Below are 26435 nucleotides of genomic sequence, written 5' to 3' on the forward strand. Positions count from 1 at the left end.
GACAGCGGCACGATGCGCCTGCCGCGTTCTTTGGCGCTTGTCCAGAGAATTCTCAACGGCCCTCACGCGACGCTTACAATCCTCCCCGGTCGGGAACGAGTCTGCGAGCATGACGGCGCGACCTTCGACCTCATCCTGTCGGACATACAAATGCCCCTTCAACATCGATGACCTGCAAGCTTTATTGCAGAGCGTCTCTCACGCAGTCCGATAGTCATAATCGTCGCGCGGCAGGGAATCGTGTCGCTCATGTTGAGATGGCAATCTATCGTCGTAGACGTGAATATGCGCGTCGCCCGCCGTAGGCGGCACTCTCAATAAAGCGTCCTCGCCGCCACTTGAATTCGAAAATGAACCGCTCTCTGCAACCTGAGCAGAGCGAGTCCTCCATAGACTGAGCAGTCCACCAGCAGCCTCACCCAACTCCCTCTGTTTCGTGCGTCGCGAGATGCAGCCGCCGATTGCTGACGCCCGGGTAGTTCGCAGGCGCGAAGAACGCTTCCTTCAGATTACTCCAGCCGTTTGTGTATCGGGCACTTCAGGTCTCCGGCATCATCAATGGCTTTTGCGTGTTACGGCGTATCGAAACTGACGTGCGCTACTGCGTTCGAATCAATATTTAGACATAGGTTTTCATGCCCAATGTTTGTCCACCAATAAGCTCTCGTGCGTGCTCTTCTGCCAGCTCTTGCTTACTGCATCTGCCAATTTATTAGATGGTGCGTATTGCTGCGCTTTGCTTCCAAAGAAGCGCGGAGCTAAAGTACGTCATGACATGGCGATACGCATGACCATCCACCTCGCGCGAAGGGAGGCGGCTATGTTTGCATATGACTTGCGCGGCCGCAGTGCGGTTTTGAGGCAACGTGCATCGGCGGAAGGCCAATTTTCCGTGCGCCGGTTGCAAGAAGATATCGTGCGGCTTGCTGACATCGCAGAACATCAGCTCGGGTTCGACCCGATGCTGCACAGCCATCTCGCAGTCGTCCGTTCGCGGGCCATGGAGCGGCGGCTTCTGGCGGCTCTGGACTGTCTGGATGCAGCGATTCACCAATGCGAATCGCATCATTGACGGCACCCAGGCAAGGTGCGCTATTCCTCCCCCTCCGCTATCTTCCAGTCGCATGGAGATTGAAGAATCGGCTTCTCGACGGGTGCAATGCCGCCATTTGAACTGCGGATAACTCAGTGTATTGACTCTGGAGAGTCAATACACCCCCATCGCCAGTCAGGCGTATCTAACACTCCTACGTCAAGTGAGTTTAGACGCGACTGCGACTACCTTAATAAAGACAAGAAAACGGCGTTCTAATCGCGCTGAAGTTCGAACTCCGGGCACGTCGCTACTGTGACATAGAAGCGCGCTTATGCAAGGCGTCGTCACATATTTCAGCAGGATTATTGACGCCCGGCGCCAGCTCGTTAGATTCTATTTCAGCACTGACAAATTCCGTCTCGACGGGCTCGCTGAAGTCTTGGAGCAAGGCCGTCCCCGAAGACGCCGTCTGCAACAATGGACCATCGTTATGCAAGCCGATGTTGATGTCCAGTCCGACTTCCTGAATACGCTGGTCGCAAACCAAACCCCAGCGTGGATTTTTCTTGTCAACGGCATCAAACTAAGCGGCGTCATCGCCTCATTCGACAAGTACGTCCTCGCAGTACAGTCACCTTCAGGAACTCAAATTGTGTGCAAGAACGCCGTTTCGACAGTCATCGAGCAGCATGCGCTTCCCATGAAGGCGGTTCGGGTTCCAACGGACCGACCAAGACGCGCGGCGTTTTGAATATCACGCACGGCGCCGCGTCTTCATCTCGCACGGTCGCAGAAAGCGACCCCTGGGCGTACTACTCCCCGCAGAAGTCTCTTCGCCTTTGGCATGAGCTTTCGCTTTGGCCAGATATTGCCGCCCACTCATGTCATGGACACGCGGGGCACTCGGCTCACAGGCTTCGGCCGGCTCTCCGAGAAGCGCTGGTGCTGCCTCGCGCTGACGACCCTGTCACGGTTGAACACGCGATGAAGGAAGCGGCGCGGACTGACCCGGCCCTTAGATGCGCAGTCGGTGAACATCCGTCTCCGGCAACATTCGAAGCCCGACAGGCGCTATGCACGAGTTCAGTGCACTCGAAAACTCGGCGGGGACCGACTCGGTCAACTGCCATGCCGCGCGCAGTCTCACCGAGGCTTTTGGAGGGTAATTTCTTTATGAAATGCCGCAATCGAATTGGCCCAGCAGCGCACTCCTACGCACTTTGCCTGACGCACGCCAGGGCCGGAGACCTTGTTGATTGCGTGGCAGCTCGCAAATCGCCGGTCCCGTCGCGCATACTTGAGCCAGATTCGAGTATCCGACGTGGAACGTCGTTTCGAGTCTCTGCCGTGATAAAGAATCAGTATGCATCTTACGGACGGAGTTCGGCATGACAATAGCAGTGCAGCTGTCCAACGGGCGAAGCTGGCCTTCGCATAGAGCGTCCCTTGCTCACTTCGAACTGATGCTCAAGCGATATGCGGACAACGAAGTGGTGGACGACGCACAGGACCATGACGACCTGGCGGCATTGATTGAGCGCTATGACCTCGCTATTACCGCTGGACCGGCTAAAGCGGGAACCGGTATCGACCACTTCGAACGGCGCCGTTATGCGCCCCACGTCGGCTCGACGGCGACTTTCTGGGTCGTACACACGCACGGCGATGCCGTGGATTTCAGCTACGTCGTTGCTGTGCGGGCGCAGCCTAAGAGCGACGCCCAGCAGTTCGCGTGCGCATGCTGGACCGCCGTGCAGCCAATTCTGCTGGAGGCACAGAAAAGAGCCATTGAACTGTACGGAGACGATTTACGACGCGTTCCGTGCGAGCTAACCGGCAACCTGCTCACATTCGAGGAGGCGCGTTTGGACCACGTCGGTATGTCATTCGCTCAGATTGTCGTCAGCTTCCGGGCACTGCGCGGCTGGTCGCACGGCGCCCCGGAGGCGAGCATTTCAGCATTGGAGAACGGACAGGCCGCCGCCTTCACAGACTCTGCCATCGCCCAAGCGTTTGCTCGGTATCACAACGCCGTCGCCAAGTTGAGAGTGGTCGCCAAGGGTCCGAATCACGTGGTGGCGACTGGTCGACGGGACCCGAAAATCCGGCGGCCGATTCCACTCTAATAAGCTGATTTGCGCTCGCGCTGAGCTGTGCCTGCACTTATGTCACTGGCAGTCAATTGATGCGGTTTGATTCGCACCAATCGATGCGCCTCGATTGTTGAGTGGCTCGACTCTTCGGCAGGCTGAAGCGCAGGACGAACTGAAGCCCATTCCATCGGCTTCCAAATTACACCACTTGGGCTCGGGCGCGAAATTCGTGCGCCATCTCCGAAAGTGAGGCATTCGATTTCTACTCCATCGACGAACTCGTCTGACGTATCTCGAGACCCGCCAACGTAACACTTGAACGAAAACCGCCCTCACGAAGAAAGTCTTTCGTCTGTTGTATCGACCGCTCCGAGCGACCGTTTCGCTCCCATCTGTTCAGCAGCGTCGCTGCGACTCGGCATCGAGCAGATGGCGCTCCCAGTTCACGCCCCAAGCGGCGTTAAACGCCACAACCGCCGAAACTAGCGAAAATTTTGCATTGCAGCAAGGCGACGACAAACACGTGAGAAAACGGACAGAGCATGAGAGGATGCCCAACGGTCCTTCGGACAAACTTCGGTCTTATCGGCTGCTCGACCTGACGGCGCGGGTGCGCGCGGCCGACGATTTTACAAAGACGCTGTGTCTTTCGATGCCTCGCGTTGAAGTTCTGGTGTGCCCTCGCCTACCGCGACAGCCGGCGGCTCCAGACCGTGGAGCGAGGGCTTTGGCGCTCGCAGGCGACCCTTTCCTGCGGCTTCATGCGCTCCGCTGAAGCAGCCTGACCGACGACGACCGTTGTGCGCGTTGCCCGGTGACAGCGCCCAACGCTCACAGTGTTGGCCGTCAAGCCTGACTCGTCTTGTGGGCGCCCTCACGGCGGAGAACGCGCCGACACTCAGGCAATCGTCTGGCGGCTGGACGGCTCGCTACCGGGACCGTCAATCATTGCAGTACAGCAGAGGCGCACAAACAGCGCAGGAACGATAAAAGCCGGTCGGGCGACCCGCCCTTTCTGAAATATCCGTCGAAGAACAGATGGTCACGCTTGAATGCCGTCAACCGCACACTTACGATAATCGGTTGTGCTCGCTCAACGTCTCGGACTTGTCTGAGTCTCGGCCGAATTCCGGTGCATGGGATGAAGACAGACAAGGCGATACCGTCATTTGCTCCATTCACCACATCGCAGAAGAACCGGAACCGCTGATTGCACGGGAACGGTGTTCGTCTAACGCCCGATGGGCGTGCGAAAAGCTAAGACGTGCCTGGAATTCCGTCAGCGCGTCGCTAGAGAATCGGCATTGCTCAAAGGTAGGTAGGGGGAGGATTAAAGCTACAAGCCTTGATTGCGGCTCTCTCAACAAGCGTTGAAAGCGGCGAGAACGAAATCGGTTCGCGCGCATTCCTCAAAGTTGTCGCCCCCGCGATGTCACACGTGGAGACATGCGCGTCAAATCGTCACCGCGACCTGCAGAGACGCATATCAAGCCCGGGTTAAATCGCCGAATCTAAGCGACTGCATGGCAGGTTCGGTGACACCGTCGACACGACGCAATCGCAGCCTGTTCCATTTAGCCAGAAAGAGAGCTTAAAATCCAATGTGGCGCTGTTTCTGCGGGTTCAATCCGTGCTTGAGTGCGCCCATCGGTTGATAAGTGGCTTTCCGTGGCGCAGTCGGCGCTCGGCCGGGGATGGTCGTCTTGCGGGGCGAATCGGTGAATGCCTCCGACGGGTCACCGAGCAAGAGGTGTGCAGACGGACCGACACTATAAGCACGTAGTTGCGCGCCGATATTCAATCTCAGCCCAGATAAAGCGAGCCTGGAAACCCCTGCCAGGGATGCTGTCCCACAGGGGCGTTCAAGATGCAAGCTTCGGTATCTTTCGCGACTGTCTCCGGCTTAAGCGTGCGGCTTCACAGTGTGATGCTGATGATGTTTCTTGTGGTGATGCGTCTTCGCAGTTGCTGCGACCGGAATTGCGAAGGCGGTAATCAGAAGCGCAGCGAGAGTAGTCTTGAACACGTTTTTCATGGTGGCTTTCGTTGGAGGAACGGTAAGATTGGAATTGCCCGGCAGAGCAATTTTATTGTAACCGGACCTCTACAAAACGGATTTCTCTATAAGCGGGTGTCGCTTCCGTCCTACAAGCGTTTCTCCTACTGGCGCCGGCGGCAAAGCATTCGCCTCGCCGCCGGCCTGCCGACACCTCAATCCGTCGCGGCTTCGCTTCTTCACGTCTTGGAATCGTGAGCGTCAGCACGCCGTCCTTTAACGAGGCTTCAACTTTCGACTTATCGAAGTCCTCGCTGACCGTGAAGGTGCGGGAGAAATAAGGCGCGCGCACTTCGGTGTAAGCAAGCTGCAGGTTCGCCGACACCTGGACCACTGATTCAGCATCGATGGTCAGGCTGCCGTCGTGAACCTTCACTTCCAGCTTGTCTCTCGAGACACCTGGTAGGTCGGCCCGCAGGGTCACCCAGTGGCCATCTTCGATAATGTCAACGGCGGGCGTCAATGTCTGGCGCCGGCGTGCGTCCGCAGCGTTTTGGCGAGTCACGCCGCTCTCGTCGCGTTCGGTGATTTGTGTGTTGTCGCTCATGACGTGACCTCATTGAACAGTAACCGAACGTGGTTTGGACGTCTCGCGCTTCTCGACTGAGATGAGGAGACATCCGTCGACATACTTCGCCTGGACCTTGTCCGGGTCGGCTTGTTGAGGGAGTTCGATAACGCGGCGGAACGTCCCAGAAAAGCGCTCCTGGGCGTACTGTCGAGCACCCTCCTGCGGCGGCTCATAGCCCGTCGCCCGTTCGCCCGCAATAGTGAGTAATCCTTTGTCGACGGATACGTCCAACTTGTTCGTGTCAAGGCCTGGCGCGAACGCGACGATTTCAACTGAGTCTTCAGTCGACCCTACGTTGATTTGCGGAAACGTTCCGACACGCGTCGAACGAAGGCTTGTGGGAAACCCGCCGAACAGGCTGGACATGTGGCGCTGCAAACGGTCCAGTTCACTGAAGAGGTCCGGTGCAGTTGCATCACTCATTTTCGCTCTCCTCTCGCGGCATGACGGGGCACTGCAATTCCGGCAGGCCCTCGTGCCCGCGACCAATTAAATATAAGCACGCAGCGCGTGCGCGACTGCTATGCAACGCGGATATAGGAGTTCGCTAAGGCGTTTCAAGGCCCATTCCGTGAGTTTTTTTGACTCTTGAAAAACACGCGCCTGGCTCATACTTTCTGCGCACTCGAACTACTCGGAGGAACATCGTGGAATTCGATACTGACTGGCGCACGCTTGGCAAGCATCGCATTCGGCTTCGCTCGGCTAAAGGCTTCCCGACCGAGGTAATGCACCAACTCGCCGAAATGACGCGGCTCGCCGTTGACAACAACATGAGTGCGCGGGCGCGGATTGTAGACATCGTCTTCCGCCAAGAAAACACCTACGACATCACGGTCGGGTCAACGTTACCCGAGGACCGTATCTGTGCGCCGCAACTGGAGGCAGCAGTGGCAACGGTCATGGGATTGCCACCCGAGAAGGTGAACATCTTTGTGCAGTCCGTAGCGCAGGAGGAAGTTGATTTGCACTTTGGAGTCTACGAGAGGATGCTGGCGGAAAAGTTCGGCGCAACGCCGCCAATACAGTGACATATAACGGCAGTTATGGACGGGCGCGCCGACTATTCGTGAGCATTTATTGACGCCACTCGTCGTGGTTACTAAATTCGATTTCGTCAAAAGCAGTCACATCGCGACGGTCAGTTGTGCGACTGCCTAATCTACGTCGCGCAAACGACAATAGGCCGGAACCAAGGCGTGGCGGAGAATCGATGGCTCAGTCAGTCCAGAGTCATTCAAGTCTCGGCGTGTAGTCGACGAAGTGACTGCGAGGCTCGCAAGCGCGAGGAAACATTGGCAAACTTTTTGGGAGGGAACTCTTAGCGAAGGTGAACAGGAGATAATGTCGTTAAGCGCGTGACAGTGCCGACAAGTCAGTCGGATAACTGCGTTCTATCTTTAAAGGGACAAGCCCATGTTTGGGCGCGAGCCCGGCTTCGGCCCGGGCAAGTTGTTCTCACATCGTGTTGGGGCCGCAGCATGAAGTGTTGCGGCTCCCGTCCACGGCGCGAGCGCCTCGCGAATTCGATGAGTGCCGCCGAGTGACCGCCTTCACGCTGCGTCCGAGGACCGGGCCTCCGTAATGACGGTCGCCGAACGCCTCGGGGTTCTCGTAGAAAGCAGCATACCACTCCACTAGGTTTCAGCCGGGATGACGTCCTCCTGCAGCTCGCCCGAAGCAAACGCAAAGCGCAAGCGACCGTCGGTCAGGCGTCAGAGTTTGAAAAATCTTCCGTATAAAGGCCGATATGAGGTGCACACGGCAACTCGTTTTCGTTCTTTTTGTTTTTCCGCCGAACAGCGAGAGTAATAGGAAAGGCAAAGAAGCTTGGTGCACTTCGGACGAGGCGCGCTTGTACAAAGGCTTGTCGATGCATGACTTGCAGCGCGAACATTCAGCGTTCCGCCATGCGCCTCTGCGCGGAAAGATGCGGCATACAAATTGCTAACGTGGGCGAGATGTGCGGTCCAAATACATTCTTTTCCAGATGAGTCTTCGCAATGCGCCCAAGACCCGCAGTCGCAGACATACGTGCCGACACGAACATCCCTTGTCTCGCGTCCACGTTGTTGCGAGCGTTCGCGGCGGGCAGCGCCTTTGTTGGCATCTATGATGACCACGACCACCTGCGCTTTGCGAACACGGCATTCCGTGAAGCTTTCGGGGTTGCTATCGGACAATCCGTCACTTTCTCCGACATCATTCTCAACGCAGCGCGCGGCGGGAACGCATTGCGTATCGGTTCGGACGACCCTATTGCCTTCATTGCAGACGCTCAAACCCGCCGACGGGGCGAAGTTGAGTCGCCAAGGCAGCGGGCCTTTCCAATCGACTTTGTTGATGACCGCTGGTTTTGGTGCACTGAGACATTGTTCCCCGACGGCTGGATTGTCTTGGTGGGTTCCGACATCACGTCGCTAAAAAGAACGGAGAAGAGGCTTTCGCTCGAGCGCGACCAGGCGCTGCTGCTCAGCGGGCTCGACGAGCTCACCGGGGTACCGAATCGTCGCTTCACGCTCGCTCGATTAGATGCGCTCTTGCGAGCTCAGTCTAGCGGAGGCCCTGATGTTTGCATTGCATTGGTTGACCTTGACCACTTCAAGTCAATCAATGACACCTTCGGGCATGAGACCGGCGACATCGCCCTTCGCCATTTTTCGCAGCATTGCATTGCAACTCTCCCCAATAAAACGCTCGTCGGCCGTCTCGGCGGGGAAGAATTTCTAATTATTTTCCAAGGCGAAAACTGCAGCACTGCAAAGACCGCTCTTGACGAACTACTGCTCTCAATCCCGCCCGTCTCGTCGCGCCTGCCGGCACACGTTTGCATCAGCATCACATTCTCGGCCGGTGTCGCCCGTGCAACGAGTGGAGAGAACCGAGACGATTTGCTTTCACGGGCGGACCGTTCGTTGTATGTGGCCAAGCGGCGTGGTCGAAGCCGCGTAGAGATTGATGAAGTCGTGGAGCGTGACGGCAGTCAAGCTTCGACCTAGAGCGCGGGGTAAGCAAGACCGAGCTGGACGGCGTCGCGTGGAACGGCGGTCAGCGCACCGTTGGTTGTCGACTCGACGCTTCCGGTGCGCGCGGTTTGGAGCGCCCCGAGCAACAGTCCAGCCATCGAGACCTTGCGAAGCGGGCCATCTGAAGGTGCTGGTCGGCGAGGACGCCCAGGAGTCCGGCTTCCGGGCTTGCGTGGGACCTCATAAGTCTTCGAGTTCGTTCTCGTCGTCGGCCGGCTCAATGAACTCAAAGTTGTTTTCAAGAATCTCGACTCGGATTTCCTCGGGGTTGTACTCGATGTCGATTCGGTTGGGCGGCGTAGCGACCACTCGAAAGTCGTAGCCCAACGCGGTCGCGTAGGCGACGAATTCGCCTTCTTCGTCTTCCCGCAGAACATCGTTGTCGACCAAAGGACGCCTTTCCTGTTGGAAGTCTTTCTCCGTCAACGCGAGTTGCTCTTCTTCTTGGGTCTCCGAATCAACGACTAAAAGCTCGGCGTTGCCCGACAGTTCAAGCATGTTGCCTCCGTAGCAGTTTACAGCTCGGACTCTTCCACCGGCAGGACTGTCCACGCCGGGAAGCGCATCGAAGACTACGATGGGCCGGGCGTTTTCCCTCGTCGCCCACCCGCCGCAAGGAGCGGAATCAACACCGCGGACCGGGCGGGTTCCACGAGAAAGCCGCCCGGCTTCCTTCGACCGCAATTACAGAAGCGGGTCCCGGCTGCCCGTAACCGGGTTCGTTCCCGTCAGCGGGTCGGCGCTTTCGGTCAGCGGTTCGGATGCGGTCAACCAATAGGGCTGGCGGTTGTAATACTGATGCATAGAGGTTCCCCAGCTAACGTCACCCATTGACGGCCAGTGGTCCTTATCGAAGCCGGGCTCGCTCTTAATGCGGTCCGCACTTATGTCGACCCTGAACACTTTCTGGTCCGTGTCGAGCGTTAGGGCATTCCAAGGAACCGCCCTCAGGGTGTCACCCATGCCGAGGAAGCCTCCGCTCGAAAGGACGGCGTAGGCGACACGTCCACTACGCACATCTAGCATGATGTCTTTAATCTTCCCCACATCCTCGCCATCTGACGTAATAACTGTGGTGCTATCGAGTGTGGACGCCGCCATTACGTCAGGCCCAGGGCCTTCGCCTACACCGCTGCCCACAATCTTTGCACCCTGCCCAGTTCCCGAGCCGGTCAAATCCCCTGTTGTCATAATAGTCGTCTCCCAGTAAGTGACCCGCTCATTCCCTTTTCGCCAGAGGGCTGTTACCTGCGCCTCTGCGCCGGGCGGGCGAGCGACGCAGAGACGTAGCCTGCCCCGCAATAGCTGTGCCGCACCTCACGCCCACTAGACGAAGCGCGAAAGCGTCTCGGACCTTGTCACCAATGTCTAGGACACTGTATCGGTATATTGCGAATGCCTTGGCACAACTTCGGCTCAGGCGCGGCATGCGCTGCACGGTGCCCATGGCGCAGGGCTGATTGACTTGTGACTCGCGCGCTGGGCGGGCTCAGGCCACCTGCGCACATCCCGGCGTCGCAGACGGCCGCAACGCTATGGAAGCGGCCGTCTCTCCCAAGCGACGCACTCGTTGACATCGCCCAAAGGCCAAGTTCCTCATTGTTTCAGCGACTCACGGTCGCGAGCACGCTTCCCGCCGCCGTTCGTCTGCGCCCGCCGGACTCATGATTTCAGGCAGCAAGCTCCGCGGAAGCGAGCGCTCTCTTCGTTGGCTGCGTTTCAGTCGCGGCGCCGGATGCGTGTCTGCTTCCGACTACATTGGGGCTCGTCGTCGCTCGCCGCCCGGTGCGCGTCAATTCAGAGGAGAACGTAGGGCGGAACTGAATATGCCAACACATGATTGAAGAATCACGTTTGGCCCAACTCACGGGCGGTCTGCGCGAAGTGTGAATCAGGACAAAAGCTTACCAAGCCAGACTCGCAAACATCGAAATAGACCGCCATTGGCGGCCCATTGCGAAACACTGGAAATCTGGTTTAGGACGTCCTATAACGTTTCCATTACTTACTGAGTGCTTTCCGTAACCCGCACGCAGGATTACATCACAACAAAACGACCAGCGGCATAGCGAATCATTTCGACGGGGCCACCGCAAATCCAGGTAATCAGAAATGAAGAATCTCATTCTCGCGAAAACCGCCGGGGCTTTCTTCGCAGTCTTACTATCCTCTCTGACGACGACACCCGGCGGGGCGCAGTCCCTCCCAAAGCAAGGAACGATAGAGGCAACCTACACCGCCGCTGGGAGTGACGTAAGAGAAATTGGAGTCACCGGTGATGATGTTGTTTACTTTTACGAGTCGACTCTCTTGATGACGACCAACAACAAGACGCCCCTCATGCACAACGTCACCGCGCACTGCGTAGAATCAGGGTTTTCCGCCGGCGCTGGAAGCAGGTACTGTGTGTATTCGGATAAAGATGGCGACAAGTTCGTCGAAGCTTTTACCCACCCTAAGGGCTCCACGTCGGGAAAAGGCACACTGAGCTCGGGGACCGGTAAATATAAAGGCATCGAAGGTCAATTCGAATGGCAGGTAGTGCAGGAACTGCCGGCCGAAAAAGGTTCATACCATTACGTCGGAAAGAAGACGGGCAGCTACCGTCTACCCTAGGCCTGCCCAATGGAATCAAAGACCGCGCGACACCTTGTGAGCAACTGGAGCCGCATCGGGTCGACGCCCCTCCATTGCGTGGGAAAATGTGTTGCCCCGTACTGTCTCTGGCCTCATACAGCTTGCCACTGCGTTCAAATCGAATTTCAGCGGAGACGCCGGGGCTGCAGGCGTTGGAACAAAACGTTATGCGGACGTTGGAAGCTAGGTCCGCTGCTTGAAAAAACGCCCATGCTTGAACGTGTCAGGACCGTAATAACGGGCAGTCTATTAACCCATTCGCGGAGAAATGACACTGAACGATGTCGTCCACCTGTTGCGGCCTTCGGAGGCCGTGGACTTCGGAGGCCGTGGAATTAGAAGGCAGCCTCATGCGCGCCGCATCGCACTTGCGGCGCGGCGACGCTCGAATTGACGCCCATTTATGCCGGCTCCCCCGCACCTTAGCCTGAGACGACGACAAAACCACCAGTCGACGAACTATGACGACTAGATGCTAGTACGCAATGCGAGTCAACACGCTGAAGGACATTTGATTCTGCTCCAACCGCGCTTCCACGGCGTGCTTCACATCATCGTTCCACGGAACTTCGAGGTAGCTTCGTCCTGCGAAGCCGGGCTCAAACTGGAGGCTCGCTTCATCGGCAATCGCCTGCAATATATCGTGTTCGGAAGACTGCAAGCTTTGGTCGCCTTCCTGATGGAGTACAGCGAAACACGTCGACATTGATGAACTCCTTCTATAGTCGGTCAGCGAACCGATGCCCGTTCCTCAGAAGTGAGAATGGGGATTGCAATCAGACTAGCAGGTGAGTTTGACGCCGTTGCGACACTCGCAGCGGCCGCAGGGCGCAAAGCCCGACGACGCGTTAGGAAACGCCGGCCGAGCTATCTCTGTAATTTCGCGCTGGACGGGCAGGCCGGTATGCGACGGATGGTCGCTTCTGTCGGTACCTTTTTGTATGTATTAGGATTCTTCCGCCTTGCTTCGTCCCTCAACCGGGCCGAAATCGAGGCGACGACGGTCGGCCTGGATTTCTCCGCATTGTCTTCGTGACGCTGAAGGAGGCGAATGCAAAGAGCGTTCAGGTGTTCGAGGCGCGGTTGCCCCACGTGCAGGAAATTATCATTGCCGAGCGCCTGTTCGGTGACCCGGACTACGTGTTGCATGTGCATGTCGTCACCAAAGACCTGCCAGCATTCCAGGCGCTATCCTTATGAAGAGCATCTTCGAGAATCGACCGTTTCCTTTGTTGCTTTGCGACCGTTCGCTTCAGACGAATGCGTTTGATACGTTTGTAGTTGGAAATCCCGGCCCTATTGACACCACGCTGAAGGCAGGGCAGTCCCTGCCGCAGCGTGGCTCCTACATTGAGTATCCGGGCTTCTTGTAGAGCCTCTCAGGATGAGCTTGGATGTCAGGAACGTATACCGCATCCTTCCACCTGTTTGAAGGAACTTCCTCAATGGCCACGGATACTGCCTCCTCGCCATACCCGAAGATGTCCATCACGCTTTGCGCAATGGCGTCAGTGAGTTGCTGTTTCTGTTTCTGCGTTTTTCCTGGCCAAGCTTTGACGATGACGTGAGGCATAGCGATAACTCCATCGTTAAGTGAGAGAAAAGCGAGAACGGCTCGTCACGAATCGTTGCGACGTCAATTGCTTGGCTGGTCGGCCTGAACAGCACTTCGTTGATGTCGATGTCTTCCGGCTGACTAATAGCAAATTCCACCACACGAGCGAAGGAGCTTGCTGGAATCGCTTGCTCGTGTGTCTTCGCCATACCGGCGGCTATATCCTCGTCGGTGATGGTGTCGATGAGCCCCGTTGCGACAGCGCCAGGTGAGACGATGGTCGTACGGATGTTCCAAGGCTTGACCTCTTGACGCATCCCTTCAGAAATCGCCCGTACCGCCCATTTGGTGCCCGCGTACACGGAGCCACCGGGTCCGACCTTGTGGCCAGCGACCGACGAGACGTTGATAATCTGACCGGACTTCTGCGACTGCATGTGCGGCAAAGCGGCGGCGATTCCGTACAGAACGCCCTTGATGTTGACGTCATTCATCCGGTCCCATTCATCGACCTTGAGCTTGTCGAGCATCGAACTCGGCATCAGACCGGCGTCGTTGAGCAAAACGTCGATTCGACCGTGCAACTTCACAGCCCGGTCGACGAGCGCCGACACCTGACTTCGGTCGGTCACGTCGGTCTTCATGATGGACTGGTCGTGGAGGTTCAGTTCCTTTGCCAGAGTTTCCAGGCGTTCTACGCGGCGAGCGCCGAGCACTACATTCGCACCGGCGGCCGACAGATGGCGCGCGGTTTCAGCACCAAGTCCGCTGCTCGCGCCGGTGATAACGACCACTTTGTTCTGTACACCTTGCGACATAAATTCAAATTCAACAGAGGCGAAGTAAAAGTATGAGTACTACTTCGATGCACGTTGCTCGAAGACGGAGCGGACCACCGGGACGGCAGAGAATGCATTCGGCCAGCCCGCGTAGTAGGCAAGGTGACTGACGACTTCCGATGCCTGCTCACGCGTCAGCCCGTTGTCCATTGCCTTGTTAAGGTGAAACGGAATCTGTTGAACTTGACCGTTTGCAATCAACGCACTGACCGTGACCAAGCTGCGGTCGCGTGACGCCAGACCAGGCCGCAACCAGAGGTCTCGGAAAAGAACGTCCGTCGTATCACGTACAAAGTCCGGCGATGTAGGCCCGGCAATGCTCTCTACGCTTGTCGCGCGTGCCGCTTCGGCTTTCTCATCGAGTGGAAGCAAAGCAACCGACGCTTGAGGGAGTTGGTCTTCTCCGATGCTTCGTGCGGCAAACACTTCCTTCGCAATGACAGTAGCTGCAATTGCGTTGCCCCAGCCGGCGTAGAACGCGAGGTGGGTGATTATTTCAGACAGCTCACTCGGCCTGACGCCGTTGTCGAGCGCGAGAGCAAACTGCTCCGCCATCAAAACGGTTTGGTTGCGGGCAATCACGCCGGCGACCGTGACGACGCTGCGGTCGCGGGGAGACAAGCCTGGGCGCTTCCAGACATCATTGACGAGCTTTGAGCTTGCGTAGTGTTCAAGCGCAGGCGAGACGGATTTAATGTCAGCTTCAGAGAGCGGACCGCGTTGCGCCCGAATGTTTGCATTCGCGTCACTAGCGCCCAGCGACAGAGCGAGAGCGATAGCTGCCGTAGTTTTCATATAGTCCCCTTTAACGGTATTGCTCGTCAGAAACGGGCTCCAGCCAATCCACGTTCTGCTCGCTTTTCATATAGGTGAGCGCGATGTGACTCATCGACGTTTTGTTCGTCGCGCCATGCCAATGCTTGACGCCTACGGGAATCCAGACCACATCTCCCGGTTCGATGACGCGGCGTTCTTTGCCTTCTTCCTGTATCCAACCCCTGCCCGCTGTGACAATCAGCATCTGACCTGCCGGGTGGGTATGCCAGGTCGTTCGGGCGCCTGGCGCGAAGTCCACAAGTCCGACGTTTGTGCGGGTGAAATCGTTGGGCGGGTACATGGGGCTGATGACCGCGTGTCCCGTGAAATTGTTCGGCGCGCCTATGACGGCAGGCGTCTCGCCGTTATGCCGGATTTCGATGGTGTCGGCCGACGCAGGGCCAATCGTTGCAGCAGTAACGGCCGCCGCTGCCAGAGCGCTTCTCATAAATTCCTCACGATGTATGAATGGCGCGGTTCGAGCGCCAGCTCAACCGCCGGGTGCGAGTCGAATCGATAACGAAGCCAGCACTGGCTTGACTAGCATCGAGCAATCTGAGAGGTCGAATTCTTCCAAACACTTTATGCGGCCGCACATTCAGACACTAGCCATTAAAATGCGATTGAACCTATAAGCGGAGCCTCTAAATGGCTGGCGAAAATCTGAACGACCTGGCAGCCTTCGTCGTCGTCGCGGAAGAGAGAAATTTCACTCGGGCCGCGAAGAAACTGGGTGTATCTCAGCCTGCCCTCAGTCAAACAATTCGCGGGTTGGAGGCCCAACTTGGCCTGCGCCTGCTCACTCGCACGACGCGAAGCGTCGCTCCGACTGACGCCGGCGAGCGCCTGTTAGCCACTGTTGCGCCGCGAATCGAAGAGATTCAGCGTGAACTCATGGTGCTGAGCGAGTTGCGCGACAAACCTTCCGGCGTCGTTCGGCTCACCGCGACGGAGTACGCCGCCGAGTCGGTGCTCTGGCCAGCGATTTCCAAACTGGTCGATGAGTATCCCGACATCAAGGTCGAGGTCATGATTGACTACGGCGCGACAGACATCGTGAAAGAACGTTTCGATGCGGGTGTGCGTCCGGGCGAGACTATCGCGAAGGACATGATTGCGGTTCGTATCGGACCACCAATGCGTATGGCGATTGCTGGCTCGCCCGAATACTTTTCCAAGCGAAAGCCGCCGCGAACGCCACAGGACTTAACCGCGCATAGCTGCGTGAATCTGCGCGTTTCCAGCCACGGCGGACTCTACGTGTGGGAGTTGGAGAAAAAAGGCCGGAAGTTGAACGTAAGGGTAGACGGACAACTCGTGTTCAACAGCAGCCGTCTTCTTTTGCAAGCAGCACTCGACGGGCGTGGGCTCGCGTACCTGACTGAGGGACAGATGAAACCATATCTTGCAGATGGTCGCTTAATCCGAGTGCTGGCAGACTGGTGTGAACCATTCTCGGGCTATCACCTTTACTATCCTAGTCGGCGTCAGCCAACACCGGCGTTCGCCTTACTGGTCGATGCGCTGCGCTATCCACAGACCAGGCGTGCATAAAGCCTCAGAGTTCTGTTGATGCCGAAGAGCGGAAGCCTCAGGCACCCACGATGAATTCCGCGTGCAGGTCGCGCATTACAATGCTTGCGCGGTCGAGTCCAGCTCAAGCCAGCGGGCAGATTTGGCGATATAGAGCCGCACCCTTGACCGTCAACAATCTCCGGGGGAAATCCCTTCGGCTTGACGACAAATTCGTTGGTGGCAATGTCGTCGTAGCCCGCGCGCTGCAATTTGCAGAATGAATCGGTCTGACACCTGTGCAATCATGGCCAGCATCTAGGGTTCATGCCTGCCCAGCGTGAGGTAAGTCGTTCTCCACCACCTTCCGCGCCCTGTCTGAATGGTCGGTGCATCGCAAACGATTCCACAGCCTCTAGCAGCGTCGGAAGCTGAACCGGCTTCCGAAAGTAGATGGTCCAAGGTCGATTCAGATTCTCAGGTTCGGGGTTGGCGGACAGCAGAATGACGGGCGCGCGGCAGAATATGACGCGGCCGCGGAGATTGACGCAAAACTCTACCCCATCCATCACAGGCATTTGCCAATCGGTGACGATTACATGGGCACAATTCGCTGCAAGCAATTGCAATCCCTTGCGACCATCCTCGGCAGCCAGGACGCGATGCCCCGCAAGTTCAAGCGCGAACTGCAAGCTCGAGAGATTCATTTCATTATCATCGAGCAAGAGGACGGTTGCCATGATGCACACTCGGTATCCCAAATTTGCAGCAACGCCCGTGCCGTAAGGAGTCCGGCTCTCAACGAAACCGGCCCCGCCTGCCCGCCGCCGGCGCCTGGCTTCGGCCGAACTTACTCCCGGTCAGTTTGCCGCACCAATATATGCACATGGCGCAGCATGACATCAACCTGAACTGGCTTCTCGACGACCGGTCCACTAGCCCTTTAGCGTCGATTCCTCGCGCTGCGGACCAAAGAAGGAGCCGGACGTTCTGAAGGCGCTCGTCCGCACGGACTCGCCGGCAGACTTCCAACCCATCGATTCCCGGCATCACGAAATCGGTAATTATTAAGTCCGGCGGCTGCGCGATTGCCTACAACAAGCCATCGTTACCGTCGGCAGCAGAGGTTGCAACCATCCGACTAAGAAACCGGAGACCAGAGACCTGCCGCCGCGGGTGTTACGTTCGTCATCGATGAGCAAAATGGTGGGCGGTCGGACGATTGTGGACATTCTTGTCGACCCGTCGGTTCGTGCCGATTAAAGCACAAGGAGGCGTCAAATGATTCGTGCCGTAACGCGTACGCGTTTCGCGCCCCTTGAAAGAACCAACGATTCAGCGGCCATTGAACGTTCCAAGCGGCCTGTGCGAGTATCGCCGCATTCTACGCAACAAGGGCTGGCAAGACGAGTGTTCGCGGCCGCTACCGTCACGACTTGCAGCCGACGCCACTGCTGCGGACCGTCCATTCTGAGGAGAGATTTGATGCCCTTAAGCGAACTTGGACTCTACCCGGCTAGCCACGCGGGTGAACCCTACTTTCGACAACGAATTCTGGTGGCGAAAAGCCGGCCTGCGTTGACCGGCCCCTCTTTGAGGCAAGCATTTGCGGTATCGCCATCTATGTTTTACTGTAGCGTCGCGTCCCCCTCGAACGCGCGATAGACGAAAACTCAACAAGCCGACCGACGAACACATAACGAGCAATGGGCCCGAAAAAAGGCCCGCAGAGTCCCATTGCTGCAATGGATGGGCAGGCGAGATGGCGGAGCGCATTGCTGCTTTCGACTGGACCGACACGGCCTTAGGTCCAATAGAACGCTGGTCGCTTAGCCTCCAATCGGCAGTTAGGTTCATGCTCGCATCGCCTCTCTGCCGCTTGTGATGCTGTGGGGCAAGCCCGGAACTATGATTTACAACGCCCCCTGTGCCGCATTCGCGGGCGGGCGTCATCCTTTCCTGCTTGGCCAACCCGTTGAAGAAGGATGGCCGGAGGTTGCAGACTTCAACCGAAACGTCGTCGATACCTGCCTCGCTGGCGGGACGCTATCGTATAAAGACAAGGAACTCATCCTCCTGCGCAGTGGGAGACCGGAGCAGGTATGGATGGACTTGCGCTACTCTCCGGTCACGGAGGATGACGGTCGGCCCGCAGGCGTCATTGCAATCGTTATTGAAACCACCGAGAAGGTGCTCGCTGAACAAGAAAGGCGGAGCGTAGAAGAGAAGCTGCTACGGCTTACCCAAACGTTGGAAGAGCGAGTTGCTGAGGCCGTCACGGCACGTGTTGCCGCTGAAGAACGGTTTCGCCAAGTGCAAAAGCTCGAAGCAATTGGAAACATGACTGGCGGAGTCGCACACGACTTCAACAATGTGCTGCAAATACTTTCGTCGAATGTGGAGCTCATCCGGCGCGTGACCGGCGAGAACTCGAATCTCGACGCCCGCTTCCGCGCAATGTCATCCGCCATAAGCCGCGGAAGCAAGCTCGCATCGCAAATGCTTGCGTTTGCGCGCAGGCAGCCGCTTAATCCGAGGGCCTCAATCCGAAGAAGCTTGGACTCAATGTCCGAGCTAATGTTACGGGCGCTTCCCGAATCGATAGTACTCGCTGTTTCTGTCGCGCCAGACGTCCATAACGTCGATGTCGACCGAAACCAACTTGAGAACGCGCTGCTCAACCGGGTTATCAATTCTCGCGATGCCATCGACGAGACCGGGAGAATACAGGTAGACGTACGCTATTTCACTGGCAAAGATAGACTGCCGAGCGGTGCAACCCTGCCCTCCGGTGAGTACGTCAGACTTGCGGTCACCGACAACGGTAAAGGCATGTCGGAAGCGGTTCGCGCACGTATGTTTGAGCCGTTTTATTCGACAAAGCCCGAAGGGCATGGAACCGGACTGGGACTCAGTATGGTCTTCGGCTTTGTCACACAGAGCGCGGGATTCTTCGACGTCCGAACTGAGCTGGGCAGGGAACCACCATCTCGCTCTGCTTCCCGGCGTGCGACGGAGAAGAAAGCGCCGATGAACGGGCTTCAAATCCCCATGCACTTTATGGCGGAGAGACGATTCTGGTTGCCGAAGATGATTCGGAGGTACGCCTTGCTGCAATCGACATGCTGGCGCAACTTGGTTACAAGGTTCTTTCGGCACACGACGGTGATTCCGCGCTCGCGGTCTTGCAGCAAGACGCGCGCATCGACTTACTGTTCACAGATGTCGCGATGCCAGGAAGGTACGAAGCAGCGAACTGGCCGCCATTGCCAGCGCTCCTCCACATCGGGCGGCGATTGTATTCGCGTCCGGTTGCACGCGCGATGTCATCGTCCATGAGGGCAGACTGGACGAAGGTGTGACGCTGTTAGCAAAACCGTACAGCCTGGATAAGCTCGCCGCTGCGGTTCGCCTCGCGCTCGACTCTCGGAAGTGAAGATGGAGTCCCGCATAAACGTTTCGGCTCCATTCCGTTTTGAAGGGTGCAGATGCGAAGGCATCCTAATCGACGAAGCAGGGCAACATCGAGACCGATATGCTACTGCGTCTGTAGGAACCGCCAGCCCGTGCCTGGTATCAACATCACCCATAACTAGCGTTCGCCGGGCGTGACGCAGCGCAGGGAGGCAACCCCTTGTCCCCGGTGTCCATGAATGTCACCGGGTGGTAGGAGGACGCCAACACCGCTCGAATCTGTGGCGATGCTGGTGACGATTTTGTTCACCTCGACTCATCGTTCCGGCTGACTGAATGCGCGTCGCCTGTCACCCAATGCGGTTACGTTGCTACAAGAAACCCGGCGCTGTCTCATCGGACGGGTGACTATGAGGTTTGCATTCCGAAGCGCTCAAAGCATCGTCGGCTGACGGGTTCGCGGCGGACGGACGCAGTCGCAGTTCACCGGCTATGCGGACATCCCGCTATAGTCGCTTCTCGGGACCAGATATATGTTGGTTGGCGAATTTTTTGTTTTGGACGACTTGCCCATCTGCGCCGACTATGCAGCTCTCTGCAGGCTGGAGGGACATTGCGCAGCTCGGGCCGTGCGAAATGCTCGTGGTGCGCTTCTAAGGCTCGACCGGACGTAGCCTGGAATGCCAAGTGGAAAGCAGTCGGAGCGGAATATCAAGCGTTGCGTAACACGTTGGTCGTCTACGACGCTCAATTGCGTAGCGCTCACCGCACCCGGGTGCGCACGTGAAACGGAAACGCATGGCGACAAGACGCTCAGCTTGCGACGGCCAGGTGTTTCGATGACGAGGGTTGACAGCGCTGGGCACTGATGCGCTCGAGGGATGAGGCGCGTATTCGGTGCTCAAGCACGGGGCGCGAATCTACGTCCTTCGAATTGCCGGAAACGTGCAGGAGGTGCGGCGTTATACGCCTGATGGGTAGGCGGCGGGCCGAACTGGGCCAATATTTCATGCCGCCTCGGCCTTCACAATGACGGCGCAACGCCTAGAATAAGGGCACCCATACTGCTTTCAGCCTGCCAAGAGCTAAACATGCAGGGGCCGTCCGAATTTTCCATGGTGGAGCGCATTCAGCGCGCGGGCTCAATTATCACTTCGCAACTTGACGCCCGCTGCCGACGCTCCTCCGACTACGCCGCTGAGAGCGCGGCACTGCATGCGTTGGCTAAAGCATTTACTACATCTCACGGCGCGATGCTTCAGACGTTGGCCGACACTGCGCTTGCCCTCTGTTGCGCTGGCAGCGCCGGAATTAGCCTTCGCGAGAGCCGGCCAGGTCAGCCGGATATTCTTCGCTGGATTGCCGTCTCCGGCCGCTGCGCTCACCTCGTGGGCCACGTCATCCCGACCGACGAAAGCCCCGCCGGCATCGCGCTTCGGCTGGGCGCGCCTCAGCTCATCGCTTTTCCAAAGAGGCAGTTCCCGTGCCTTTCGGTCATCGAGCCCGACATAACCGAAGAACTTGTTGTAGCGGTTCCCGGCACCCCCGGTCCGCGGGGGGCCCTTTGGGTCATTTCTCATGACGCCGCCGTGCAGTTTGACAGCGAGCATCGCCGTATCCTGACGAGCCTAGCCGACTTCGCATTTGCGGCACTGAATGTCGCGGATGCCAAAGCCGACGCCGAAGCGCGCGCCGCGGAAGCCGAAGCGGCTAGACAATCGCTGGTGCAGGTAGAAGAGAACAAGGACAACTTCATTGCGACATTGGCTCATGAGTTACGTTGTCCGTTAGCGCCCATCGATACGGCGCTGGAGGCGGCAAAGAAGCTCGCTGCCGAAAATCCCGCCGTGCTTTCCGCTCTCGCGCTCGCGCATCGCCAGGTCCAGCAGATTAAACGTCTCGTGGCCGACCTGCTCGATGCATCGCGCGTCCGGCATGGCAAGCTCTGCGTAAACCTCGAGTACTGTTTGATTGGCGACATCATCAAGGACGCAATGGCCGCCGTCGGCGAAGATGCGAGGAGGCGTCGACATCATTTGCGTGCAACATTGCCGCCTTACCCAGTGGCGGTATACGCCGATTCGGTTCGGCTGACGCAGATTATCTGCAACGTACTGTCGAATGCGGTGAAATATACACCCCCAGGCGGTGAAATTACCTTGCTCCTCGAGGCGCCCGACCTAGGCGCGATGGCCGGCGACGAGCACTCTAGGAGCGATGCCGTCATCTCGGTGACCGACACTGGCATCGGCATCTCACCAGACCTGTTGCCGCGGGTGTTTGAGCTCTACTCGCAATCGCCCTACCTGGGGACGCACGCTGACGGAGGACTGGGCTTAGGCCTTTCGGTCGTGAAGTATCTCGTTCAGGCGCATCATGGCACCGTGACAGTCATGAGCGATGGTGAAGGTAAAGGAACCTGCGTCACAATGCGATTGCCCATCGTCTGCAAGAACGGCATCGGGCATGCCGCCCTAACCACTCACGGCATTCCGCCCGCTCGAATCTTGCTGGTTGACGATAGCTGCGATGCGACGGAGGCGCTGTCGATGCTGCTCGCGCTTGATGGACATGAAGTGCGGCGCGCACAAAGCGGCCCCGAGGCGCTGACTATCGTCGACACTTTCACACCGGACGTGGCATTGCTTGACGTTCACATGCCGTGCATGGATGGTCCGACGCTCGCAGGTCTGCTTAGGCAGCATCCGAAGTGTTCGAAGATTCGACTCGTGGCCCTTACCGGGGACGCTGCGCCGACCGAGCGCGAAACCGGAGCATTCGACTGTTACCTTACCAAGCCCCCGGCCCTGGAGGACCTGAAATATGTGTTAAACGCCGAGCGGCCCGAGCGAGGACTTGCTGACGGTAGGTGACGCTTCCTGCCCCAAAACCTGAGCCCGCGTCGCGTCCAATCGGTCGGCAAGCTGTAATCGTCGTTGGCATGAACGGGTTCCTCAACCTACTAGGACATGGACTGAGAAATCCACTTGCGCCGATTCGCAATGCGGTAGCGTCCTGCAGCGGCTCGCGTTCCCGGTGCCGAGATTGTTCGGCACTACCCGCGCCGTTGTAAAGCTGCCCAGCGAATATGCTCGATGAACGTATCAGTATCTACAGGTTTCTGAACGACCAAATCTGCGAGACCTTTGGCGTCAATTTCGCGAGCTGCTGACCACAGCACGATTGCGGCATCCCGGAGCTTTTCATCTCGTCGAATAGCGGCGCAAACTTCCAGTCCGTTCATACCGGGCATCATGTAGTCGCAGATGACCACGTGCGGCCGGTGGGACATTGCTTTCAACAACCCTTCCTTCCCGTCGCAAGCTGTCACGACACTCATCCCTTCCATTCCAAGGAGCAGCGACCAAACGGTACAGATGTCTGACTCGTCATCGATCAAAAGGACGACGATTTCATCACCGGGATTTGAAGGGTTTCCAGGCATGATTCGATTTAGAGAAGAGTGCGATTTTCTTCCCTAAACGCAAGGCTCATGCCCCGAAAGATGCCCGAAAAACGCTTTTTTCGGGCCTTGTTGGACGACGTCGGGCGCCCTTCCGACGTCGTGGCGTAGCCAATGTGTTCATTGGAAGGACACAGATTAAAGCACGCGACACAAAGTTAGTCCTTCGCAGCACTATTTGCCGCTGCATTTGATAGAGGTGCCATTCTTTCGAGCTGGCAAGATTCCTTACAGAGGAAGCGGGTCGCTGTCACCGTGGTTCGTTCACGTCAGTATGTAGGTCGCAGCAAACAGCCATACTTTCTCCCCTGCGAAGAAATGGTGGGCTCTTTATGGCGTGACCTACCGGATGCCGTCGCTGGTGAAGAGCTACGGCGTCTCGCCGACGGTCAATGGTCTTCTCAACATGAATTCGTCGGCGTTGGGAGCTCTCCTGCTGCTCTGGGTGCCGGGCAAACTGAAGCGCGAGCGCGTTGTACTGCGAGCAATGCTGTATCCGTGGTTTTGGTCAATTCCGCCCCGCTTCTTCTCTGGCGGTCGCGCCGCAGCAAGCGTCGCGGCCACTAACCCATACGCCGCCGATTCCGGCGACGCCGGGCGCAGCGGGATGCACGCGCCGCCCAAACACAGCGCGACGAACAGGAGCGAGACAGTCGGCGAGAAAAGGCTGGAGCCGTCGCAGCGAGCCCGTCTGGATGGCGCCAACGGATGTTATGCCGTCTGTTGGTCGAAGTCCAACAAAGGGCCGCCGTGGGTCGACGTTCTTGGAAGAGTATCTCGCGTCTTCCCTTCAAAATCATCACGTTGCGTCCACGAGGGATGCCATGGCCTCGACTGGCACAGAACGTGTCTATGGATTAGCGAGCGGAGCTGAACCGCTCGCCCAGACCTCCGGTAATTGCCCCACACTACTTTCGAATGGTGAACCGAAATGAGCACGCTGACTATAGTTGACCTCCGGCATGAAGAAGAACTGTCTCACGAAGCGATGGCTCGCGTCGTCGGTGGACACGACGTGGAAAAGGAAAAGGCCCTCGTCGAACTCTATGGGGTAATTCACGACATGACTGTGCTTGAGAACACGCCCGACCCGGCGCCCGCCCACGTCCCCATGAAGCTGTGATTGCCGGCCGCGACGAAGCGTGAAAATAGATGACCGCCGACGTGAGAACGACTATCAGGGCCGCCGTCCGGCCCTGAATTCTCGTTTGTTGATACTTCGCCGGTCTGGGAGCGGGCCAGAGGTCGCAGAAGCGGTCCCGCGCCTCGTCGACATTTAGTTGCCGCCGCTGCACCGTTCGCTTCAATGCCACGTCGCATCAATCGAGCGGTAAGAGCTAAAGGAGACTGCGAAGTTCGCCGATATCCCTATAACGCAGACGCTTAACTTCGAGAATGCAGATGCAAACAATCACCAGAGAGGAGGCGCGGCGCTCCTTCGAATCGGCCGAGCAGGCGGCAGAAGCCTTAGTCGAAGCTCAATACGGATACTACGACTCCGCCAATTGGGCATGCGTCAGCCTGTATTATCGGGTCTTCGACAACCTGCTCGACGAACGACTCAAAGAGTGGAAGCTGCCCGAATTGTTGGCTTTCATCAATCCTTGATGAACGCGCCTCCTGCGGAGAAGCGACTCGACAGGCAGCGGACGCCTGGTGGCGTTTGCTGCGGTTCTACAGTTCGCTCCTGCGAAAGGCCGCCGATAACTGTTAGCGTGCTGCCGCACGTAGCGCGGTATAAATTCCCTGCACACGAAGCGAAAAATTGCGTGGCGCATCGGGTCTGCGGCGCCAGTCCGCCGTTTGTTGCCTACGCACCGACTGAAGACAAACCCCGAGCGGCGAACTCTCAGCTTTCCGTTTCGCCTCGTCATCTTCCGGTACGACGAACTCCAAGGCGTTCTCAACTATCTCGATGCGGATTTCTTCTGCGTCAACTTCGATGTCAATCTAGTTCGGCGGTGCGGCGACGACCTTGAAGTCAAAGCCCAACGCTCTCGCGTACGCTACCTATTGGCTGTCGTCGTCATCGGGTAGAACGTCATCGTCAAGCATCGACCGGCGTTCTGGGTAAAAGTCCTTTCCCGTGAGGACGAGTTCCTCTTCCTCGCCAGTCGCGGTCTCAACGACCAAGAGTTCAACCGTTCCGGATGGCTCGAGCATGGTTTCTCTCCAGTGTCTGAGGTCTCGGACCCCCAACATTCGACGAAGCGTACCAATGAATGACAAAGCACGCTTGGCCGCCCTTTCGCACATATTGGAGTACCGCTTCGTTCGAAGCTTCGCCGAACTGGACGGTTCAGCGGCCGCCGTTTTCTCTCTTTAGCTTTTTGCTAGACCGCGGCCAACTCGCGCGCACAAGACCGTCGGTTCGCATGTCCTAGCCCCACCTTCGCGTTGACGTTTGGCAACTGCGCCAACCTTCGCATCGGTCGCGACTAACTCATGCGACGAAGGCCCACGGGCAGATGGTGCATGGCGCCACTGTAACTTGGTAAGACGACCGCTTGATTCCTCTGACGCGGCCGAGAATCACTAAGTCAACGTTGTACGCCAAGGCTCTCGCGCTTTCCGTCGTTGTAGGTGTAGAGCGTCAGAGTCGCGCTCTGCAAATCACCTTTTTGGTCAAACCTCGTCTCTCCGATGACGCCTTTATAGTCGGTTTTTTGCAGGTAGGGCAAATACTTCGCCGGGTCGGAAGAGTTGGCGCGCTTCATAGCGTCGACCAAAATCATGACAGCATCGTAGGCGTATGGTGCGTAGATGACCACGTCATCTCCATACTTGGCCTTGAAGCGCCTCCTGAAGGCTTCCATTCCTGGCGCGTATTCGGGCGTAATGCCACCCGCTTCTGCGCAGAGGACTTGACGCCCCTGCAGCGATGTCCCCGCTAGAGCGGGCAGTTGTCCGCTGCAAATGCCGTCGCCGCCCATGAACTTCGTCTGCATGCCGAGCTGTTGCATTTGCCTAATCATGGGACCGCCTTGGGCGTCCATGCCGCCATAGAAGAGCACGTCCGGATTCTCACCTTTCACCGCAGTCAACGCGCCCCGGAAGTCAGTCGCTTTGTCCGTCGTGTACTGGCGAGATACGAGCTTTGCGCCATTGGCTTGAGCTGCCTTCAGGAACTCGTCCGCAATGCCCTGCCCGTATGCCGTGCGGTCGTCGATGACCGCTACAGTCTTGGCGTTCCACTTTTGGACAGCGTATTTGCCGAGCACCGAGCCAAGTTGGCCGTCGTTTGCGACCAAGCGGAAGGCTGTGTCGAAGCCCTGCTGAGTGTATTTGGGGTTCGTCGAGCTCTGCGAGATTTCAGGGATTCGATTGTCGAAGTAAATCTGGCTCTTTTGAAAACGGAGTGGGTGATGGCTCTCAGCGGGCATGCGAGTTGAAGGCGGAGAAGTCGAGTTTTCCAGC

Annotated in this window: 25 protein-coding genes and 4 pseudogenes; 16 read left to right on the forward strand and 13 right to left on the reverse strand. The window is 57.5% G+C overall.

Annotated elements, in window-relative coordinates; all coding sequences use genetic code 11:
- The first annotated feature begins 787 nt into the window (after nucleotides 1–787).
- From AWB74_RS39345 to AWB74_RS39355, 3 genes are all read left to right on the forward strand, one after another.
- Entirely contained in the window at nucleotides 788–1072 is a 285-nt protein-coding gene (locus AWB74_RS39345; protein WP_143749431.1) for a hypothetical protein, read from the forward strand.
- A gap of 295 nt (nucleotides 1073–1367) precedes the next feature.
- The gene (locus AWB74_RS47790) at nucleotides 1368–1787 is read left to right on the forward strand and encodes an RNA chaperone Hfq (RefSeq protein WP_061151978.1); all 420 of its coding nucleotides are present in this window, start codon (nucleotides 1368–1370) and stop codon (nucleotides 1785–1787) included.
- Nucleotides 1788–2424: 637 nt separating this feature from the next.
- Nucleotides 2425–3162, forward strand: a complete 738-nt coding sequence (locus AWB74_RS39355) for a DUF3223 domain-containing protein (protein WP_087039459.1) — start codon at nucleotides 2425–2427, stop codon at nucleotides 3160–3162.
- A 2165-nt stretch (nucleotides 3163–5327) separates the two neighbouring features.
- On the opposite strand, the pseudogene AWB74_RS39360 reads toward AWB74_RS39355, so the two are convergent.
- Together AWB74_RS39360 and AWB74_RS39365 are read right to left on the reverse strand one after the other, a co-directional pair.
- Nucleotides 5328–5732, reverse strand: a pseudogene (locus AWB74_RS39360) (Hsp20/alpha crystallin family protein); the annotation flags it as partial.
- Nucleotides 5733–5741: 9 nt separating this feature from the next.
- Nucleotides 5742–6179, reverse strand: coding sequence for an Hsp20/alpha crystallin family protein (locus AWB74_RS39365; protein ID WP_061151980.1), 438 nt, complete (start codon nucleotides 6177–6179; stop codon nucleotides 5742–5744).
- 224 nt (nucleotides 6180–6403) lie between these two features.
- On the opposite strand from AWB74_RS39365, the gene AWB74_RS39370 reads away from it, so the two are divergent.
- Complete coding sequence (locus AWB74_RS39370) at nucleotides 6404–6787, forward strand: hypothetical protein (protein WP_061151981.1); 384 nt, start codon at nucleotides 6404–6406, stop codon at nucleotides 6785–6787.
- Nucleotides 6788–7464: 677 nt separating this feature from the next.
- Here the strand turns inward: AWB74_RS39370 and AWB74_RS46020 are convergent.
- Nucleotides 7465–7653: a hypothetical protein gene (locus AWB74_RS46020; RefSeq protein ID WP_143749432.1), complete on the reverse strand. Its 189-nt coding sequence runs from the start codon at nucleotides 7651–7653 to the stop codon at nucleotides 7465–7467.
- Nucleotides 7654–7759: 106 nt separating this feature from the next.
- On the opposite strand from AWB74_RS46020, the gene AWB74_RS39375 reads away from it, so the two are divergent.
- Nucleotides 7760–8755 carry a sensor domain-containing diguanylate cyclase gene (locus AWB74_RS39375; RefSeq protein WP_061151982.1) on the forward strand — a complete coding sequence of 332 codons (996 nt, stop codon included), beginning with the start codon at nucleotides 7760–7762 and terminating at the stop codon, nucleotides 8753–8755.
- Between the two features lie 207 nt (nucleotides 8756–8962).
- Here the strand turns inward: AWB74_RS39375 and AWB74_RS39380 are convergent, their stop codons facing one another.
- Nucleotides 8963–9280 (reverse strand): hypothetical protein, encoded by a 318-nt coding sequence (locus AWB74_RS39380; RefSeq protein ID WP_061151983.1) that lies wholly within the window; start codon nucleotides 9278–9280, stop codon nucleotides 8963–8965.
- Between the two features lie 186 nt (nucleotides 9281–9466).
- Nucleotides 9467–9973 carry a PRC-barrel domain-containing protein gene (locus AWB74_RS39385; protein WP_061151996.1) on the reverse strand — a complete coding sequence of 169 codons (507 nt, stop codon included), beginning with the start codon at nucleotides 9971–9973 and terminating at the stop codon, nucleotides 9467–9469.
- 921 nt (nucleotides 9974–10894) lie between these two features.
- Here AWB74_RS39385 and AWB74_RS39390 point away from each other — a divergent pair.
- The 5 genes from AWB74_RS39390 (at nucleotide 10895) to AWB74_RS47070 (ending at nucleotide 12792) form a co-directional block, all read left to right on the forward strand.
- Complete coding sequence (locus tag AWB74_RS39390; protein WP_061151984.1) at nucleotides 10895–11398, forward strand: hypothetical protein; 504 nt, start codon at nucleotides 10895–10897, stop codon at nucleotides 11396–11398.
- A 493-nt stretch (nucleotides 11399–11891) separates the two neighbouring features.
- Nucleotides 11892–12128 carry a hypothetical protein gene (locus tag AWB74_RS46615; protein ID WP_160110364.1) on the forward strand — a complete coding sequence of 79 codons (237 nt, stop codon included), beginning with the start codon at nucleotides 11892–11894 and terminating at the stop codon, nucleotides 12126–12128.
- Nucleotides 12129–12182: 54 nt separating this feature from the next.
- On the forward strand, nucleotides 12183–12455 hold the full coding sequence (locus AWB74_RS46620; RefSeq protein WP_160110365.1) for a hypothetical protein: 273 nt from the start codon (nucleotides 12183–12185) through the stop codon (nucleotides 12453–12455).
- Nucleotides 12452–12619, forward strand: a complete 168-nt coding sequence (locus AWB74_RS46625; protein WP_160110366.1) for a hypothetical protein — start codon at nucleotides 12452–12454, stop codon at nucleotides 12617–12619. Before AWB74_RS46620 ends, AWB74_RS46625 begins: the two co-directional genes overlap by 4 nt.
- Complete coding sequence (locus AWB74_RS47070) at nucleotides 12616–12792, forward strand: hypothetical protein (RefSeq protein WP_200822100.1); 177 nt, start codon at nucleotides 12616–12618, stop codon at nucleotides 12790–12792. The genes AWB74_RS46625 and AWB74_RS47070 overlap by 4 nt, the downstream gene beginning before the upstream one ends.
- Here the strand turns inward: AWB74_RS47070 and AWB74_RS39400 are convergent.
- The 4 genes and pseudogenes from AWB74_RS39400 to AWB74_RS39415 all read right to left on the reverse strand — a co-directional run bounded on the left by AWB74_RS39400 (nucleotide 12765) and on the right by AWB74_RS39415 (nucleotide 15077).
- Nucleotides 12765–12992 (reverse strand): tautomerase family protein, encoded by a 228-nt coding sequence (locus AWB74_RS39400; RefSeq protein ID WP_061151986.1) that lies wholly within the window; start codon nucleotides 12990–12992, stop codon nucleotides 12765–12767. The two genes, AWB74_RS47070 and AWB74_RS39400, sit on opposite strands and share 28 nt — an antisense overlap.
- A 68-nt stretch (nucleotides 12993–13060) precedes the next feature.
- A pseudogene (locus AWB74_RS39405) lies at nucleotides 13061–13792 on the reverse strand (SDR family oxidoreductase); the annotation flags it as partial.
- A 39-nt stretch (nucleotides 13793–13831) separates the two neighbouring features.
- Nucleotides 13832–14608, reverse strand: coding sequence for a carboxymuconolactone decarboxylase family protein (locus AWB74_RS39410; protein ID WP_061151987.1), 777 nt, complete (start codon nucleotides 14606–14608; stop codon nucleotides 13832–13834).
- 10 nt (nucleotides 14609–14618) lie between these two features.
- Nucleotides 14619–15077, reverse strand: a complete 459-nt coding sequence (locus AWB74_RS39415) for a (R)-mandelonitrile lyase (protein WP_061151988.1) — start codon at nucleotides 15075–15077, stop codon at nucleotides 14619–14621.
- 200 nt (nucleotides 15078–15277) lie between these two features.
- Here AWB74_RS39415 and AWB74_RS39420 point away from each other — a divergent pair, with 200 nt between their 5' ends.
- A complete protein-coding gene (locus AWB74_RS39420) occupies nucleotides 15278–16183 on the forward strand; it encodes a LysR family transcriptional regulator (RefSeq protein ID WP_061151989.1) in 906 nt (301 codons plus the stop codon).
- Between the two features lie 263 nt (nucleotides 16184–16446).
- On the opposite strand, the gene AWB74_RS39425 is transcribed toward AWB74_RS39420, so the two are convergent.
- Complete coding sequence (locus AWB74_RS39425) at nucleotides 16447–16881, reverse strand: response regulator (protein WP_061151990.1); 435 nt, start codon at nucleotides 16879–16881, stop codon at nucleotides 16447–16449.
- A gap of 1022 nt (nucleotides 16882–17903) precedes the next feature.
- On the opposite strand from AWB74_RS39425, the pseudogene AWB74_RS39435 reads away from it, so the two are divergent.
- Nucleotides 17904–19577: pseudogene (locus AWB74_RS39435) on the forward strand (ATP-binding protein).
- A 1069-nt stretch (nucleotides 19578–20646) separates the two neighbouring features.
- Nucleotides 20647–22428 carry a hybrid sensor histidine kinase/response regulator gene (locus AWB74_RS39440; RefSeq protein WP_061151991.1) on the forward strand — a complete coding sequence of 594 codons (1782 nt, stop codon included), beginning with the start codon at nucleotides 20647–20649 and terminating at the stop codon, nucleotides 22426–22428.
- Nucleotides 22429–22610: 182 nt separating this feature from the next.
- On the opposite strand, the gene AWB74_RS39445 is transcribed toward AWB74_RS39440, so the two are convergent.
- Entirely contained in the window at nucleotides 22611–23000 is a 390-nt protein-coding gene (locus AWB74_RS39445; RefSeq protein ID WP_061151992.1) for a response regulator transcription factor, read from the reverse strand.
- A 343-nt stretch (nucleotides 23001–23343) separates the two neighbouring features.
- On the opposite strand from AWB74_RS39445, the pseudogene AWB74_RS47795 reads away from it, so the two are divergent.
- The 3 genes and pseudogenes from AWB74_RS47795 to AWB74_RS39460 all read left to right on the forward strand — a co-directional run.
- Nucleotides 23344–23586 (forward strand): annotated as a pseudogene (locus tag AWB74_RS47795) (MFS transporter); the annotation flags it as partial.
- Between the two features lie 363 nt (nucleotides 23587–23949).
- On the forward strand, nucleotides 23950–24141 hold the full coding sequence (locus tag AWB74_RS39455; protein ID WP_061151993.1) for a hypothetical protein: 192 nt from the start codon (nucleotides 23950–23952) through the stop codon (nucleotides 24139–24141).
- 278 nt (nucleotides 24142–24419) lie between these two features.
- Nucleotides 24420–24626 (forward strand): hypothetical protein, encoded by a 207-nt coding sequence (locus AWB74_RS39460; RefSeq protein ID WP_143749433.1) that lies wholly within the window; start codon nucleotides 24420–24422, stop codon nucleotides 24624–24626.
- Between the two features lie 402 nt (nucleotides 24627–25028).
- On the opposite strand, the gene AWB74_RS46630 is transcribed toward AWB74_RS39460, so the two are convergent.
- The gene (locus tag AWB74_RS46630; RefSeq protein WP_160110367.1) at nucleotides 25029–25181 is read right to left on the reverse strand and encodes a hypothetical protein; all 153 of its coding nucleotides are present in this window, start codon (nucleotides 25179–25181) and stop codon (nucleotides 25029–25031) included.
- A 377-nt stretch (nucleotides 25182–25558) separates the two neighbouring features.
- Nucleotides 25559–26435 (reverse strand): branched-chain amino acid ABC transporter substrate-binding protein (locus AWB74_RS39470; RefSeq protein WP_087039465.1); only part of this gene is annotated, 877 nt, incomplete at its 5' end.

This window comes from Caballeronia arvi, assembly GCF_001544695.2.
GTDB lineage: Bacteria > Pseudomonadota > Gammaproteobacteria > Burkholderiales > Burkholderiaceae > Caballeronia > Caballeronia arvi.